Annotated in this window: 11 protein-coding genes; 7 read left to right on the forward strand and 4 right to left on the reverse strand. The window is 65.8% G+C overall.

What is annotated here, in order from left to right:
• The first annotated feature begins 23 nt into the window (after window positions 1-23).
• The gene (locus XW59_RS20275; RefSeq protein ID WP_082137717.1) at window positions 24-1,223 is read left to right on the forward strand and encodes a patatin-like phospholipase family protein; all 1,200 of its coding nucleotides are present in this window, start codon (window positions 24-26) and stop codon (window positions 1,221-1,223) included.
• Here the strand turns inward: XW59_RS20275 and XW59_RS20280 are convergent.
• A complete protein-coding gene (locus tag XW59_RS20280; protein ID WP_246666151.1) occupies window positions 1,150-1,746 on the reverse strand; it encodes a TetR/AcrR family transcriptional regulator in 597 nt (198 codons plus the stop codon). The genes XW59_RS20275 and XW59_RS20280 overlap by 74 nt on opposite strands.
• A gap of 120 nt (window positions 1,747-1,866) precedes the next feature.
• Here XW59_RS20280 and XW59_RS20285 point away from each other — a divergent pair, with 120 nt between their 5' ends.
• The 5 genes from XW59_RS20285 to XW59_RS20305 all read left to right on the forward strand — a co-directional run bounded on the left by XW59_RS20285 (window position 1,867) and on the right by XW59_RS20305 (window position 9,618).
• Window positions 1,867-2,325, forward strand: coding sequence for a (2Fe-2S)-binding protein (locus XW59_RS20285; RefSeq protein ID WP_047147467.1), 459 nt, complete (start codon window positions 1,867-1,869; stop codon window positions 2,323-2,325).
• A 1-nt stretch (window position 2,326) separates the two neighbouring features.
• The gene (locus tag XW59_RS20290) at window positions 2,327-4,603 is read left to right on the forward strand and encodes a molybdopterin cofactor-binding domain-containing protein (protein WP_047147468.1); all 2,277 of its coding nucleotides are present in this window, start codon (window positions 2,327-2,329) and stop codon (window positions 4,601-4,603) included.
• 447 nt (window positions 4,604-5,050) lie between these two features.
• Entirely contained in the window at window positions 5,051-6,187 is a 1,137-nt protein-coding gene (locus XW59_RS20295; protein ID WP_047147469.1) for an efflux RND transporter periplasmic adaptor subunit, read from the forward strand.
• Between the two features lie 2 nt (window positions 6,188-6,189).
• Window positions 6,190-9,351 (forward strand): efflux RND transporter permease subunit, encoded by a 3,162-nt coding sequence (locus XW59_RS20300; protein WP_047147470.1) that lies wholly within the window; start codon window positions 6,190-6,192, stop codon window positions 9,349-9,351.
• A gap of 108 nt (window positions 9,352-9,459) precedes the next feature.
• A complete protein-coding gene (locus XW59_RS20305) occupies window positions 9,460-9,618 on the forward strand; it encodes a DUF3309 domain-containing protein (RefSeq protein ID WP_047147471.1) in 159 nt (52 codons plus the stop codon).
• Window positions 9,619-9,711: 93 nt separating this feature from the next.
• Here XW59_RS20305 and XW59_RS20310 read toward each other — a convergent pair whose 3' ends face one another.
• Entirely contained in the window at window positions 9,712-10,890 is a 1,179-nt protein-coding gene (locus XW59_RS20310; protein ID WP_047147549.1) for an MFS transporter, read from the reverse strand.
• A gap of 319 nt (window positions 10,891-11,209) precedes the next feature.
• Here XW59_RS20310 and XW59_RS20315 point away from each other — a divergent pair, with 319 nt between their 5' ends.
• On the forward strand, window positions 11,210-12,193 hold the full coding sequence (locus XW59_RS20315) for an SH3 domain-containing protein (protein ID WP_047147472.1): 984 nt from the start codon (window positions 11,210-11,212) through the stop codon (window positions 12,191-12,193).
• Between the two features lie 142 nt (window positions 12,194-12,335).
• Here XW59_RS20315 and XW59_RS20320 read toward each other — a convergent pair whose 3' ends face one another.
• Both XW59_RS20320 and pyc read right to left on the reverse strand, forming a co-directional pair.
• Window positions 12,336-12,971 carry a class I SAM-dependent methyltransferase gene (locus XW59_RS20320; RefSeq protein ID WP_047147473.1) on the reverse strand — a complete coding sequence of 212 codons (636 nt, stop codon included), beginning with the start codon at window positions 12,969-12,971 and terminating at the stop codon, window positions 12,336-12,338.
• A gap of 148 nt (window positions 12,972-13,119) precedes the next feature.
• On the reverse strand, window positions 13,120-16,578 hold the full coding sequence (gene pyc / locus XW59_RS20325; RefSeq protein ID WP_047147474.1) for a pyruvate carboxylase: 3,459 nt from the start codon (window positions 16,576-16,578) through the stop codon (window positions 13,120-13,122).
• Window positions 16,579-16,651: the final 73 nt, after the last annotated feature.

A 16,651-nucleotide genomic window follows, 5' to 3' on the forward strand; every position in this document is an offset into this window, starting at 1 on the left:
ACCGGGAGGACGAGGAAGACCGGATGAAAGCCGATGCCGGGAATTCACCAAGGAAGCCGATCAACGTCGCGCTTCAGGGCGGCGGATCGCACGGGGCATTCACCTGGGGTGTGCTCGACCGGCTGCTGGAAGACGGGCGGCTGGAGTTTTCAGCCATTTCGGGCACCAGCGCCGGCGCGATGAACGCGGTGGCGCTCGCCGACGGATGGGCGCGCAACGGCGCGGAAGGCGCGCGCGAGAAGCTTCACGATTTCTGGCGCGCCGTCGCGCTCAAGGGCCGTTTCAGCCCGGTCCGGCGAATGCCCTGGGACGTGCTCTGGGGCAACTGGTCGGTCGAGAACACGCCCGGCTATTTCTGGTTCGATACCTTTTCGCGCGTGTTCTCGCCCTACAGCGCCAATCCCTTCAACCACAATCCGCTGCATGACGTGGTGCGCGACGAAATCGATTTCGAGCGCGTCCGCAATTGCCGCCACACCAAGCTCTTCATCTCCGCCACCAATGTCGAGACCGGGCGCCTGCGGGTCTTCGAGACACACGAGATCGACGCCGACGTCGTCATGGCTTCGGCCTGCCTGCCGCAGATTTTCCAGGCGGTGGAGATCGACGGCGTACCCTATTGGGACGGAGGCTATGGCGGCAATCCCGCGCTCTACCCGTTCTTCTACGCGAGCCCGACCGAGGACGTGCTGCTGGTGCAGATCAATCCGGTGGTTCGCGAGGGCGCGCCGAAATCGGCGAAGGAAATCCAGAACCGCATCGACGAGATCACCTTCAACGCCGCGATGCTGCGCGAATTCCGGGCCATCGCCTTCGTCAATGAGCTGATCGAAAGCGGGCGTATCGACCGCGATCACTACCGCCATATCCGCATGCACCGCATCGACGCCGACGCGGCGTTCAAGGACCTTTCCGCGTCGTCGAAGGTCAACGCCGAATGGGCGTTCCTGGAATATCTGCGCGATCTCGGACGCTCGGCGGCCGACGACTGGCTCGCCGAGAATTTCATCCATGTCGGCAAGCGCGCCACGCTCGACCTTTCCGGCGAACTCGCGCCCGGCCTCGCCGCCGGACCTGCGAAATCGCCCGGCGCGCGGGTGCGCGATTTCCTGGCGACGCGCAAGCGCCCCGCCGCGGCCAACCATCACGTCAAGGCCGAACCGCCGCGGCAATCACCCGAACGAGGCGTTTTCCCGCCTCCAGGTGGTCGTTGGGATCGCTGACGCGCGGCTTCATGCCTTCGAGCGCGTCGAGCAGGGTCTCGGCGACCGTGCGCGCCGACACGCCCCGCGCGCAAAGGTCGGCGCCGAGCCTTTGCGCTTCCTGCCGGACAGCCCGCTCGATCAGCGTGTCCATGCGCCCGCGCCATTCGGCTATGATGTCGCCGGCGAGCCGGCTGCGCATGTCGATGATTTCCTGTCCATGCGGCGATTCCACGATGTCCTTCATGAGATCGTGCAGCGAACACTCGATCAGCCCGTCGAGACGCTCGGCGAGCGTCCCTTCCTTCGCCAGCGCGAGCTCGGCGCGCTTCAGCGACAGCGTCAGCAGGCAGCTTGCGATCGCGCGGTAGATGTCCGTCTTGTTCTTGAAGAGCAGATAGAGGCTAGGCCGTGAGAATTCGGCCGCCCGCGCGATGTCGTCCATCTTGGTGCGATCGAACCCGTAGGCGAGAAAGACCTTCAGCGCGCCTTCCATGATGCGGATGCGTTTCGGATCCTCGGTGACTTCGACGGGCAGGTACAATCGCGTCCTTCCTTGCTTTTCCTTGTCTTGACAAAATTACATTTTTTGTCAAGGTGTCCAGCTCATCGGAGGCGCTGCTCGGGAGGAGGAGCGATCCCGATCCGTTTCGAGCAGGTCCCAATGCGTCTTACAGTTGACGGAAAGACCATCGACATCGATGCGGAACCGGAGATGCCGCTGCTGTGGGCGTTGCGGGATCTCGCGGGCGTGCTCGGGCCGAAATTCGGCTGCGGCATCGCGGCCTGCGGGGCCTGCACCGTTCTCATCGACGGCGCGCCGGTCCGTTCCTGCATCCTTCCCGTGGCGCAGGTCGAAGGCGATGTCACCACGATCGAAGGCCTCGCCAGGGACGGCACCCTGCATCCGGTCCAGCAGGCCTGGCTCGACGGGCAGGTGGCGCAGTGCGGCTATTGCCAGGCCGGCCAGATCATGAGCGCGGTTGCCCTGCTCGACGAGATTCCCGAACCGACCGACGAGGAGATCGACAGCGCCATGAGCGGCAATCTGTGCCGCTGCGGCACCTATCCGAGGATCCGCGCGGCGATCAAGCGGGCCGCGGCGATGCGGGCGGGTGCCTGAGATGTCGCGCGCGGGCAGGATAGCGCGCCGCACCTTCCTGGTCGGAGCGGCAGCCGTGGCGGGCGGTCTGGCGGTCGGCTATTATTTCTATCGCAAGCCTTTCCCCAACCCGCTCGAGGACGGGCTCGCCGAAGGCGAAGCGACCTTCAATCCCTATGTGAAGATCGGCTCCGACGACAGGGTGACGGTGATCGTCCCGCGCGCCGAGATGGGCCAGGGCGTGGCCACCACGCTCGCCGCCCTCGTCGCGGAAGAGCTCGACGTCGAACTCGACGCGATCGTAGTGGAGCACGGGCCGCCGGCATCGGCCTACGCCAATGTGACGATGATCAAGGACGGCCTGCCCTTCCCCGTGTTCGACGAGTCGACACTGGCAAACCTCGCGCGCGATGGCGTCGGCGTGGTCGGCAAGTTCCTCGCCATCCAGGGTACGGGCGGCTCCACTTCGACCACCGACGCATTCGAAAGGATGCGCCAGGCGGGCGCAACGGCGCGCGAAATGCTGAAGTCGGCGGCCGCCGAAAAGCTCGGCGTCGCCGCCGGAACGCTGCGGACGGAGGCCGGCCGCGTCGTCGATCCCGCTTCGGAGCGCAGCCTTTCCTATGGCGAACTGGCGCTGGACGCGTCGGCACTTCGCCCGCCATCCGACGCCGCGCTTCGGCCCCGCTCCGACTGGCGCCTGCTCGGCAGGTCGCAGCCGCGGACGGACATGCACGCCAAGGTCACCGGCGCGCCGATATTCGGCGTCGACGTCAGCCTGCCGGACATGCTGTTCGCGACCGTGAGGATGAGCCCGAGGCGCGGAGCGAGGATGGTCTCGATCGACGCGGCCGAGGCCGAGAAGCTGCCGGGCGTCGTCAAGATCGTTCCGCTGCGCACCTATCTCGGCGAGGGTTACGGCGTCATCGCGAAAAGCACATGGCATGCGTTCCGCGCCGCCGACGCGGTCGAGGCCGAATGGGGCGAAGCTCCCTTCCCGCCCGACGACGCCGGCATCTGGAGCGAACTCCAGCGCGCTATGGAGACGGATGCGGGCACGGCGCTGCGCAATGACGGCGACGTCGACACGGCGCTTGCCGACGCGCCGCGCGAGCGCGTCGTCGAAGCCGAATACCGCGTGCCTTTCCTCGCCCACGCGACCATGGAGCCGATGAACGCCACCGCGCGATTCGCCGACGGCGTGCTCGACATCTGGGCGCCGAACCAGGCGCCGACGCTGCTGCGCACCGTCTGCGCACGCGAGGCCGGCATCGAGGAGGCCGCCTGCAACGTCCACGTCACCTATCTCGGCGGAGGCTTCGGCCGCAGGCTGGAGGCGGACTACGCGGTCTTCGCGACCCGGCTCGCGATGGAAGCCGGCGGTGCGCCGGTCAAGGTGATCTGGACCCGCGAGGAGGACATCACCCACGACATGTACCGGCCGGCGGCTATCGGGCGATTCACGGCGCGGCTCGGCGAGAACGGCCTGCCCGAGGCGCTGGACATGAAGATCGCCGCGCCGTCGATCATGGCGAGCGTCATGCCGCGTTTCTATCCGGCGCTTTCCGCGCTCGGCCCCGACGCGACCGTCGTCGACGGCTCCTACAACCAGCCCTACCGTATACCGAACTATCGCGTGGCGGCGGTGAAGGCCCCGCTGCCGCTGCCGGTCGGCTTCTGGCGCTCCGTCGGCAATTCCTACAACGGTTACTTCCATGAATGCTTCATGGACGAGATCGCGCATTCATCCGCCACCGACCCGATCGAATTACGCCGCCGGCTGATGACGGACTTCCCGACCGCGCTCGGCGCCATCGAGAAGGTCGCCGACATGGCGCGATGGGGCGATCCCCTGCCGGACCGCAGGGCGCGCGGCTTCGCCTTCACGCTGAGTTTCGGAAGCTGGGTGGCCGAAATCGTCGAGATCGCCGACACGCCCGAGGGTATTCGCATCGAAAAGGTGTGGATTGCGGCCGATGTCGGAACCGCGCTCGATCCCTCGATCGTCGAGGCGCAGCTCTTCTCCGGCGCCATCTACGGTCTTTCCGCCGCGATGAACCAGGAGATCACCTTCGCCGACGGCATGGTCGAACAGTCGAATTTCCACGATTTCGACGCCATGCGCATCCATCAGTGCCCGCAATTCGAAGTGGCCATACTCGAAAATGCCGGGCGCATGGGCGGGGCCGGCGAGATCGGCACGCCGCCGGCCGTCGCGGCCCTCGCCAACGCGGTCTTCGCGCTCACCGGCAAGCGGGTGAGGCAACTGCCACTTTCCCGCGAGGTGGCCTTTGCATGAGGCTCGGCAAAACATTGCTGACAGCTCCTGCCGGGGCACCTTTGGTATCCTGCTTCGGCGGGAGGTTCTCGGCGCAAATCCGAGAACAGATAAGGATCGCGAAAGAAATGGAGGACGTACATTGGAAGAACTTATAGTCCATGTGCGGGACAACGAAGTCGTGGCCTGGGGTCGGTGCCCGGTTCCAGGAAAAGAGCCCACGCCCGGCTCAGCGGAGGAGACGTTCAGCGCAATAGAACGGCTGTCCGCAAATGGCATGCCATGTCCGGAGGATTGATGATCATGTCAATTTTCTTGACTATATTGCACTGCGAAAATGGTATAGATGCACCACCCCTCCGGGAATCGGCGAAAAGCTGATTGAACGGAAAGAAACGCACCCCCATATCCACCCGTGTTTTCGCCGATGGCGGCGGCTTGGTCGGGGCTTGCTTGACGGATTCGAAAATGTCGAAGTTCAAGTTTCACAAGATTGCCGCCATAGGCGTGTTCCTCGCGACCGCCGCCTGGGTCGCCACCGGCGAGTTCTCCTCGGTCGGCAGCGCCGCCGACGAGACCGCCAAGCCCGCGGAAAAGGAACAGCAAGCCGCGCCCGCGCGCACCGTCGCGGTGGTGACGCCGCCCCGCGTGACGCATTCCCGCGCCATCCGCATCTCCGGTCACACGGAAGCCGATAAGCGCGCCACGCTCGCGACCCGCGCGCCCGGCATCGTCGCCGAACGGCCGGTAGACCAGGGCGACCGCGTCGAGGCCGGCGACCTGATCATCAAGCTCGACGCCGAGGAGAAGGAAGCCGCGGTCGACACCGCCCGCCAGTTGCTTGCCCAGCGCCAGGCGGAAGCGGACGCGGCGGAGAGGCTTGCGAAAAGCGGCAATCTGGCCAAGCTGCAGCTCGACAATACGCGCTCGGCGCTTTCTTCCGCGAAATCGCAGCTCGAGGCGGCCCTTGCCGAGCTCGGCCGCATCGAAGTGCGCGCGCCATTCGACGGCGTCGTCGACCGCATCGACGTCCAGATCGGCGGCTCGGTCCAGGCCGGCACGCAGGTCGCGACCATCCTGAAGCTCGATCCCGTATTGGCGATCGGCGAGGTTTCCGAGCGCGATCTGCGCTACATCAAGCCGGGCGACAAGGCCGACGTGCGCCTCGTCAACGGGCAGGAGATCGAAGGCGGCGGCGTGGTCCGCTATATCAGTCGCGACGCGACGACGGCGACGCGCACCTTCCGCGTCGAGATCGCGATTCCCAACGACGACCTCGCCGTTCCGGCCGGCATGACCACTGAAATCACGCTTCGCGCCGATCCCGTGGATTCGGTGATACTGCCGCGCTCGGTCGTCTCGCTCAGCAACAATGGCGACCTCGGCATCCGCGCGGTCAGCGCCGACAACAAGGTGATGTTCTACCCGATCGACCTGGTCGACGACACGCCGAAGGGTCTGGTGCTCGCCGGCATCCCCGAGAGCGCGCGCATCATCGTCGCCGGCCAGGAACTGGTCAGCGACGGCGATACCGTCCAGGCGGTCGAGGCCGACAAGGAAGAACTAGAGGAACTGGCGGGTAAACCGGCGAATGGGACGCAATAGGCATGAACATCGTTGGCATAGCGATCCGCAATGCGCGGCTCACGCTTTCGGTCCTCCTGTTCCTGGTCATCGCGGGCGCGCTGGCCTACCAGGCGATCCCGAAGGAAGCCGAGCCCGACGTCGCGATTCCGATCATCTATGTGAGCCTGACCTATCAGGGCATCTCGCCTGAGGATTCCGAACGGCTGCTGCTGCGGCCGATGGAAACCAAGCTCAAGAGCATCAAGGGCATCAAGGAGATGCGCTCCGCCGCCTATCAGGGCGGCGGCTACGTGCTGCTGGAGTTCGACCCCTCGACGAACCTGAAGACGGCGCTGGACGATACCCGCTCCAAGGTCGACGACGCCAGGGGCGACCTGCCGCAGGGCGCGGAGGAGCCGACCGTCAACGAGGTCAACATCTCCGAATTCCCGGTGCTGGTGGTGACGCTTTCGGGCCACGTGCCCGAACGCATGCTGACCAAGGCGGCGCGCGAGCTGCGCGACCGCATCGAGGAGGTGCCCGGCGTTCTCGAAGGCTCTCTCCAGGGCGCGCGCGACGACCTCGTCGAGGTCGTGATCGACCCGATGAAGCTGTCTTCCTACGGGCTGCGGCTCGACCAGATGATGGAGGCCGTCGGCCAGTCCAACAGCCTCGTGGCAGCAGGCGCCATCGAGGGCTCGGAAGGCAAGTATGCCGTCAAGGTGCCGGCGCTGATCGAAACCGTCGACGACGTCGCGAACCTGCCGATCGTCGCCGGGCCGAACGCTGTCGTGCGCGCGCAGGACCTCGCCACCGTGCGCTCCACCTTCAAGGATGCCGAAACGATCACCCGGCTCGACGGCCGCCCGGCGATCGCCATCGAGGTGAAGAAGCGCATCGGCTCCAACCTGGTCGATACGGTCGAGGCCGTGAAGGCGATAGCCGACCAGTACCAGACCCAATTGCCGGAAGGCATGGAGGTCACCTACACCCAGGACAAATCGGTCTTCATCGAACAGCTTCTGGGCGAGCTCCAGAACCATGTGGTGATCGCCGTCATCCTGGTTTTCATCGTCATTCTCTATGCGCTGTCCGGCCGCTCATCGATCCTGATCGGCCTTGCCATTCCGTCGTCGTTCCTGATGGGCATCCTGCTGCTGGCGATGATGGGCTACACGATCAACATGATCGTGCTGTTCAGCCTCATCCTGGCGGTCGGCATGCTGGTGGACGACGCGATCATCGTCACCGAATTCGCCGAGCGGCGCATGTCGGAAGGCATGCCGAGGGAACAGGCCTTCGAGCTGGCGGCGAACCGCATGGCCGGCCCGGTCATCGCGGCGACCATGACCCGCATCGCGGCCTTCTCGCCGCTGCTCTTCTGGCCGGGCATCGTCGGCGACTTCATGAAGTACTTGCCGATCACGCTGATCGTGACGCTGGCGGCGTCCATGCTCTACGCGCTGGTCTTCACGCCCACGCTGGGCGCGATGTTCGCCAAGGCGCATCCCTACACGGAAGAGGACCATCGCGACGGCTGGTACATGGCCATCGTCAAGCGCGCGGTGCAGTTTCCGAAGACGGTGCTGGTGCTCACGGTGGCGCTGCTGGTCGGTGTCCAGTTCGCCTACACGAAATACGGCGCGGGCGTCGAGTTCTTCCCGAATGTCGAGCCCGATTACGGCCTGCTCTACGTGCATGCGCGCGGCAACCTCTCGCTGGCCGAGATGGATCTCGCCACGCGCGAAGCCGAGAATCGCCTGCTCGGGTGGCCCGGCATCGAATCCGTCTACACGCGCGTCGGCAAGACGCAGGGCGGCGGGCAGGACATTCCGGAGGACGTCGTCGGCGTCATCCAATACGAGTTCGTCGACTGGCGCGAGCGCAAGCCGGCGCATGAAATCCTGGATGAGCTGCGCGTCGCCATGGCCGGCATTCCCGGCGTCGACGTGGAGGTGCGCGTCCCCGACGCGGGCCCGCCCACCGGCAAGCCGATCCAGATCCGTCTTTCCGCCGTCAACCCGGAAGGGCTGGACGACACGGCCCGCACGGTCGCGCAGCGCATCGGCGAGGTCCCCGGCGTCATCGACATATCGGACGGCCTGCCGCCGCCCGGCGTCGATTGGGCGATCGAGGTTGACCGCAGCAAGGCTGCCCGCTACGGCGTCAGCCCGATGGCGGTCGGAACGGTGGTTCAGCTCGTCACCACCGGCCTGAAGCTCACGGACTACAGGCCGGCCGGCGCCGACGATGCGGTCGATATCCGCCTGCGCCTGCCGGAGGACCGGCGCACCCTGTCCTCGCTCGACCAGCTCCGCGTCGAGACCCAGCAGGGTTCTGTGCCGATCTCCAACTTCGTCACGCGCAAGCCCGAGCCGCGTGTCGGCATCCTCAACCGCATCGACGGCGAGCGTACCGTGGTCGTCCAGGCCAATGTCGCGAGCAGCTTCCAGGTCGCCGCCGTGCAGGAGCAGGTCTCCCAGCTTCTCGGCGGCATGGAGATCGGCGAGACGAAGTGGAAGCTGGCCGGCTCGAGCGAGGAGAGCGACGAGGCGAGCGCCTTCCTGTCCAGGGCCTTCGGCGCAGCCGTCTTCCTGATCTTCATCGTGCTCCTGGCACAGTTCAACAAGTTCACCAGCGTGTTCTTGGTGCTGATGACCGTGGTCATGTCGACGATCGGCGTGTTCCTTGGCCTTCTCCTCACCGGGCAAGCCTTCGGCATCATCATGTCGGGCCTGGGCATCATCGCGCTGGCGGGTGTCGTGGTGAACAACAACATCGTTCTGATCGACACCTACGACCGTTTGCGCGACGAAGGCTGGAACAAGCTCGATGCGGTGCTCCAGACCTGCCGCGAGCGCGCCCGTCCCGTCGTGCTGACGGCGGCGGCCGCGATCCTGGGCGTGCTGCCCATCGCCTTCGGCCTGGGGCTGGAGCTTTCGCATCATGAGACGACGATCAACGCGCCGTCGACGCAGTGGTGGATCTCGCTTTCGAGCGCCATCGTCTACGGCCTCGCCTTCGCGACGGTGCTGACGCTGGTGGTCACGCCCTCCGCGCTGATGGTCTTCACGCGGGAGAAGCGCCCCGAAGGCAAGCGCAGCTTCTGGTCCCGTCTCTTCCGCCGCGGCGGCGCCAAGGTTGAAGAGAATGATGACAAGCTTCCCGACGAGGCCGTGGCCTATCCGAAGGCGGCCGAATAGAAAAACTAAAGCCCCGGCAACGGTCCGCAACCGTTCGCCGGGGGAACTTTTCGGCTCCGCGCCGCATTGTCATGGTGTCTCAACAACCCTGATTTCAAGGGGATCGCCATGTCACTCGGCACGCTTCTGATCATCATCCTCATCCTGATCCTGCTCGGCGCGGTCCCGGCATGGCCTTACTCCCGCGGCTGGGGCTATGGGCCGTCCGGCATACTGGGCGTGGTCCTGATCATCGTCCTGATCCTGATGCTCATGGGCAGAATCTAGTGGAATCGATTGCCCCCGACGGGCAGCTCCGTCAGATGGCGGCAAGCCAGATGATGGATGGAGGCCTGACTTCGCGGAAGCCGAACCGCGTCCCTATTCGGCAGGATAGTGCGCCTTGAAATCCGCGCGATGCGCGAGGCCTGCCATGAGGCAGACGACGACCAACAACCCCGAAAGCACCATGAAGATCGGCGCGAAGCCCGTATGCTCGCCGATGAAGCCGATCGCCGAGGGCGCTATCAGGATGCCCGAATAACCCATCGTGGTGACGACGCTCATGCCGGTTCCCGCGGCCATGCCCTCCTGGTTGCCCGCCGCCGAAAAGGCGATCGGCACCATGTTGGCGATGCCCAGGCCGGCGAAGGCGAAGGCGGCGATCGCCACCCAGGCATTGGGCGCGAGCCCGCCGAGCAGAATGCCCACGGCCGCGATGAGGCTCGAAACGCGCAGGGTGGTGACCGCGCCGAACCGGTTGCGCACCCCGTCGCCGAGAAAGCGCATCGAGGCCATGGTGGCGGAGAACGCGGCAAAGGCGAAGCCGGCGGTTGCGATGTCGGCCCCGAGCTCCTGGCGAAGGTAGAGCGCGGCCCAGTCGAGGATCGCGCCCTCGGGGATCATCGAGAAGAGCGCCATCATTCCGACCAGATAGACGGTCGGGCTGGATGGAAACGAGAACTTGCGGTGCTCCTGCGCGACGGGCCTGTCTTCCCCCACCAGATAAAAACAGGCGCCAAGGACGATCGCCAGCGCGACGAGCGTGACGAAACCGGCATGGGGAAGATAGCCGTAGTTCTGGATGAAAAGGCCGCCGAGGCCGCCGCCGGCGAAGCCGCCCAGGCTCCAGAAGCCGTGCGAGGCCGACATGATCGCCCGCCCGAGCCGCCTCTCCACGGCCACCGCGTTGGTGTTCATCGCCACATCGGTGCCGCCGACGACACCGCCGAAGAAGAACATGGCCGGCGCGGCTAGCCAGGGGTTCGGCGACAGCGCGACGACGAGGAGCCCGACCGTGCTCGTCAGCGCGAAGAGGCGAAGCACGTTCTTCGAGCCGTGGCGCGAGATCAGATAGCCAGCCCACGGCATCGCCACCAGCGCGCCCAGGCCGAAGACGAGGATGAGAATACCGAGCGTCGACTCGCGGATTTCGAGACGCGTGAGGACCAGCGGGATCTGCGGCGCCCAACTGCCCACGAGAAAGCCGTTGGCGAAGAACATGGCGGCGACGGCCCAGCGGCCAAGCCGCGCACTCGTCATGACGTTGGTGGCGTCCATATGCGAATCCATTTTTGCAACGAAGGGAAATTAAATCGGTTTAGTTGCCAGTCAATGGCAACGGGCGGAAAGTCGTTGGACCAAGAAACCCAGGATTCTTGCCTCTTGCCAGATTCCGGACCAAACGCGGCCACATTCAGGCAGCAAAACATGGCTCGGCAGGCGGAGGAAGCTGAGCTTTCGCCTGATCGGCGTTCCGTTGGCAGCCGATGGGGCACGGCTCAGTCATGTACCAGCGTAACTGCGTGGAGACCTTGGCGTGAAAAGCCCCCTGAAAACGGCAAAGGCCCCCGTTTGGCTAAACCGGGCCGCCGCGAGCGTGAGCTCTTACTGGCACAATCTCAAACCCGACGCGCGCGACCGGTGGCGGACGCTCGCGCTGCCGGCGGCAATCTCGCTGTTCGGTGTCGCCGCGATCGTCACTTTGGTGGCGTTGACGTTGTCGGGAGGCAATCCGCCATCCGCAACGGTCGAAGCCCAGCCCGCCCGGACCGCCGACACCTCAGCCGCGGAGGTTATCGCGATCGACGCGACGGCCGCGGAGGCCGAAACCCTGCCCCGCGTCGCCACGCCCGAGACAGCCGCGCCGGATGCCGGAAACGCGATGCGGGCGCCGGCTGGGAACGATCCGCGTTGGGGCGACGAAGCCGAGGCGACGGCCGAGGCGCCCGCCGCTTCCGGCCCGCAGGCAGCCGAGGAGGATCAATCCGCCATTCAGGAGCAACTCGTCGAGGCGGCACGCGCCAAGCTCAACGGAGATCCGGCGGCGCAGGCCGGCCTCAACCGGGATGCGACCGCATCCATCGGGGCCGACGTTTCGGCCCTGACGGAAGAAGACGTGGAAGTCGCGGAAACGGCCGAGGAGATCGCCGCGCTCGAGGCGGCACAGAGGTCTCAGGCCGACGAGATGAGCGCGCTCGAACCTTCCGCCCCGCAGTCGGAAGCCGTGCCGCCGCCCGAGGCTGCGGCGGAGCCGGATTTCACCAATATCTCCCTGTCTCCCGCCACGGTCGGGCGGTATGTGAACCTCCGTTCCGGCCCCGCCGACGAGGCCGAGGTCCTGCTGGTCGTCCCCGCCAATGCGGTGATCGAGGCGGCGCGCGACTGCAATTGGTGCGAAGCGGTCTATCAGGGCCGACGCGGCTATATCTACCGCTCCTTCATCAGCTATCCCGATCAGGCATCGGCCGGCGAGACCGCGCCGAGCGCCGCGCGGACGGCGCCGACAGCGGCAGTGCCGGCGCCCGAGCCCCGGCCGACGCCGACGATTTCCGGCGCGCCGCCGCGCGAGAGCGAGCGCTGACCGGCCGGAGCGCAATCCAAACCGGAAAGGCCGAGGGCCGTTGCGCTCAGCGCGCCGTCGACCGCCTCGGGTTTTCTCCAACATTCGAACAGCGCGAGAAGACCGGAACGGAACGGGCTTCACATGGGCTCGATCGTTCACGTCATCTCTTGCGCGCCACGATGTAGGGACGGGCTTCGTTGCCCCTGGTTGAGTGGCTTTCGGTCGCAAGAATGTCGAAACCCGCCGCGCGCAGATGCTGGTTGAGCTCCGCCGCCCGGAAGACCCCGGCATAGGGCGCCTTGCCGATCGCGCGCATGACGGGCAGGGCAAGTCGGATGAGCGGGTTCATGTCGCCGACGCAGGGCGTCTTGGAGATCAACAAGCCCTCCGCTGCGAGGAGGTCATGGATGCGGCGCAGCGTGCCGGACAGGTCGCGGACCAGGTGAAGATAGTTGAAGCCCAGGACCGCATCGAACTGTCCGGCCTCGGATGCAAGCACCTCCACGGTCGCGGCGCGGAAGGAAAGCGCGGGAATGGGATCGGCGGCATGTTTCTCCTCGGCGATCGCGATCATTTCGGCCGAAATATCCGTCGCAAGATAGTCTTGCACGCCGCCCGCAAGCCGAAGCGCCGTCGTTCCCGTCCCGCAGCCCAGCTCGAGCACCCGGACATCCGATCCCAACAGGGCGCGAGTCCGATCCAGTGTACGTTCATATCCCGCCGGATCCGTAATCGCAGCCGCGGCATATTTCCGTGAGGACCGGTCCCAGAAACGCGCGTCGCTTGCCGTGCTCAAGACTGGGCTCCTTTGCGATATGGTCTAGACCGTTTCAGTTCTGCCTGAAGCCCCCTCCGGCAGCCGGAGGGGGCGCTGTTCGCAGGGGGCGATTTCACCTTGTCCGGAAATGCTCGAACATATGCGCGGGAGGGCGGCGGAGGGACCGTCAGGCATAGACCAGAAGCAGATCCTTCGCGTCGATCTGCTCGCCGGCGCGCACCAGCACCTCGGCGATCTCGCCGTCGCGCTCTGCGTGAAGCGCGGTTTCCATCTTCATCGCCTCGATGGAAAGCAGCACGTCGCCGGCCTTGACCTTCTGCCCGGCCGCGACCGCCACGGTCGATATCACGCCGGGCATCGGCGCGCCGAGATGCGCGTCGTTGCCGGCCTCCGCCTTGCGCCGCGCCTTGCCGGCGGACGCGCCGTGCTTGCGGTCCGGCACCTTGACGCGGCGCGGCTGACCGTTGAGCTCGAAGAAGACGGTGGCCATGCCCTTCTCGTCCACCTCGCCGATGGCGAGGCAGCGTATGACAAGCGTCTTGCCGCGCTCGATCTCGACGAAGATCTCGTCCTCCTGGCTCATGCCGTAGAAATAGACCGGCGTCGGCAGCGCGCTGACCGGACCGTATTCCTCCTGCGCGGCGGCGAAGTCGGAAAAGACCTTCGGATACATCAGCCATGAGGCGAACTCGATATCGGAAAGCGTGCGCTCCAGCTTCGTCTCGATCTCCTTGCGTTCCTTTTTGAGATCGGCGGCCTTCAGGAGCGAACCGGGTCGCACCGTGATCGGCTTGTCGCCCTTCAGCGCCTTCTTCTGCAGTGCCGCAGGCCAGCCGCCCGGCGACTGGCCGAGATCGCCGCGCAGCATGGAGACGACCGAATCCGGGAACGCGATGTCCTTCGCCGGGTTCTCGACATCGGCGACGGTCAGGTCCTGGCTCACCATCATCAGCGCCATGTCGCCCACCACCTTGGAGGACGGCGTGACCTTGACGATGTCGCCGAACATCAGATTGACGTCGTGATAGGCCTGCGCCACCTCGTGCCAGCGGGTCTCGAGCCCCAGCGAGCGCGCCTGCTCCTTGAGATTGGTGAACTGGCCGCCCGGCATTTCGTGCAGATAAACCTCGGAAGCGGGTCCCTTCAGATCGCTTTCGAAAGCGGCATATTGGTTGCGCACCGCCTCCCAGTAGAAGGAAATCCGCCTGACCCAGCCGGTGTCGAGGCCGGGGTCGCGCGCGTCGCCGGAGAGCGCCTCGGCGATCGATCCGAGGCAGGGCTGCGACGTGTTGCCCGACAGCGCGTCCATCGCCGCGTCCACCGCATCGACACCGGCTTCGATCGCCGCCAGCACCGTCGCGGCGGCAATGCCCGACGTGTCGTGCGTGTGGAAATGGATCGGCAGCTCCGTCGCCTCGCGCAGCGCCTTGAAGAGAACGCGCGCCGCGGCGGGCTTGAGCAAGCCGGCCATGTCCTTCACCGCGATGATGTGCGCACCGGCGGCCTCCAGCTCCTTGGCGAGCGCGACGTAGTATTTGAGGTCGTACTTCGCACGGGCTGGATCGAGGATGTCGCCGGTGTAGCAGATCGCCGCCTCGCAGAGCTTGTTCTCCTCACACACGGCATCCATCGCCACGCGCATGTTCTCGACCCAGTTGAGGCAGTCGAAGACACGGAAGAGGTCGATGCCGCCTTTTGCCGCCTGCTTCACGAAATAGCGCACGACATTGTCGGGATAATTGGTGTAGCCGACGCCGTTCGCACCGCGCAGCAGCATCTGCAGGAGCAGGTTGGGCGCCCCCTCGCGCACCTTGGCGAGCCGCTCCCAGGGATCCTCCGTCAGGAAGCGCATCGCGACGTCGAAGGTCGCCCCGCCCCAGCATTCGAGCGAAAGAAGCTGCGGCAGGGCACGCGCATAGACGCCGGCGATCGCCGCGATGTCGTGGGTGCGCATGCGGGTGGCGAGCAGCGACTGATGCCCGTCGCGCATTGTCGTGTCGGTGACGAGCACGCGCTTCTCCGCCCGCATCCAGGCGGCGAACTTCTCCGGCCCGAGCGCATCGAGCCGCTGTCTCGCTCCATCCGGCATCGCGCCGTTGGCATATGGCACGCGCGGCGCGGCGGCCTCCGCGTTGGGCCTCGGCCGGTCGCGCGTCTCCGGATGCCCGTTGACGGTGACGTCGGCGAGATAATTCAGCAGCTTGGTGGCGCGGTCCTGGCGCTTCACTTGCTCGAACAGCTCCGGCGTCGTGTCGATGAAGCGCGTCGTGTAGGAATTGTCGTGGAATTTCGAATGGTTGACGATCGCCTCGAGGAAGGTGAGGTTGGTCGCCACGCCGCGAATGCGGAATTCGCGCAGCGCCCGCCCCATGCGGTTGATCGCTTCTTCCGGCGAAGGCGCCCAGGCCGTCACCTTTTCCAGCAGCGGATCGTAGTAGCGGGTGATCACCGCGCCCGAATAGGCCGTGCCGCCGTCGAGCCTGATACCGAAGCCGGTCGCGCCGCGATAGGCGGTGATGCGGCCGTAATCGGGAATGAAGTTCTGCTCCGGGTCCTCGGTGGTGATACGGCACTGCAGCGCGTGGCCGTTGAGGCGGATGTCGCCCTGCGCCGGCACGCCGGATGCCTGCGAGCCGATCGCCGCGCCCTCCAGGATACGTATCTGCGCCTTGACGATGTCGATGCCCGTCACCTCCTCGGTGACCGTGTGCTCGACCTGGATGCGCGGGTTGACCTCGATGAAATAGAACTTGCCGGTGTCGGCATCCATCAGGAACTCGACGGTGCCCGCACCGACATAGTCGGTAGCCTCGGCGATCTTCAGCGCGTGGCCGCAAAGCTCCGCGCGCTGCGCATCGCTGAGATAGGGCGCCGGCGCGCGCTCCACGACCTTCTGGTTGCGCCGCTGGATCGAGCAGTCGCGCTCGAAGAGATGGACCGCATTGCCATGCGTGTCGCCGAGCACCTGGACCTCGACATGGCGGGCGCGCTCGACGAGCTTTTCCAGATAGACCTCGTCCTTGCCGAAGGCGGCCTTGGCCTCGCGCCTTGCCTCCGTCACCTCGCGTGCCAGATCCGCTTCGGCGCGGATCGCGCGCATGCCGCGGCCGCCGCCGCCCCAGGACGCCTTGAGCATGACGGGATAGCCGATTTCGGCGGCCATCTCTTTCACCGTTTCCATGTCGTCCGGCAGCGGCTCGGTCGCGGGCACGACCGGAACCCCGACCTCGACGGCAAGGTTGCGGGCGGCGACCTTGTTGCCGAGCCGCCGCATCGTTTCCGGCTTCGGGCCGATGAAGACGATGCCGTCGTCGGCGCAGGCCTCGGCGAATTCCGGGCTTTCCGAAAGCAGCCCGTAACCGGGATGGATCGCATCGGCTCCCGACAGCCTCGCCACCCGGATCACCTCCTCGATCGACAGATAGCTTTCGATCGGCCCGAGGTCGCGCTCCAGATGCGGTCCGCGGCCAACCTGATAGCTCTCATCGGCCTTGAAGCGGTGGAGCGAATATTTGTCCTCCTCGGCCCAGATCGCGACGGTGCGGATGCCCAGCTCGTTGGCCGCCCGAAAAACACGGATGGCGATCTCGGATCGATTGGCGACGAGGATTTTTGAAATCTTCACGAACGGGCCTCCGAAGGTGACGCAACGACAACCTGCGTCCTCATTAGCCCGCAAAATGCTGCAGTGCAAACCG

It is taken from the genome of Aquamicrobium sp. LC103 (genome assembly GCF_001014615.2).
GTDB lineage: Bacteria > Pseudomonadota > Alphaproteobacteria > Rhizobiales > Rhizobiaceae > LBCQ02.

Bases quoted from the DNA above. Each gene is read 5' to 3' on its own strand.
- XW59_RS20300 (WP_047147470.1), top strand. From the start codon at position 6,190: ATGAACATCGTTGGCATAGCGATCCGCAATGCGCGGCTCACGCTTTCG.
- XW59_RS20290 (WP_047147468.1), top strand. From the start codon at position 2,327: ATGTCGCGCGCGGGCAGGATAGCGCGCCGCACCTTCCTGGTCGGAGCG.
- XW59_RS20295 (WP_047147469.1), top strand. From the start codon at position 5,051: ATGTCGAAGTTCAAGTTTCACAAGATTGCCGCCATAGGCGTGTTCCTC.
- XW59_RS20275 (WP_082137717.1), top strand. From the start codon at position 24: ATGAAAGCCGATGCCGGGAATTCACCAAGGAAGCCGATCAACGTCGCG.
- XW59_RS20285 (WP_047147467.1), top strand. From the start codon at position 1,867: ATGCGTCTTACAGTTGACGGAAAGACCATCGACATCGATGCGGAACCG.
- XW59_RS20310 (WP_047147549.1), bottom strand. From the start codon at position 10,890: ATGGACGCCACCAACGTCATGACGAGTGCGCGGCTTGGCCGCTGGGCC.
- XW59_RS20305 (WP_047147471.1), top strand. From the start codon at position 9,460: ATGTCACTCGGCACGCTTCTGATCATCATCCTCATCCTGATCCTGCTC.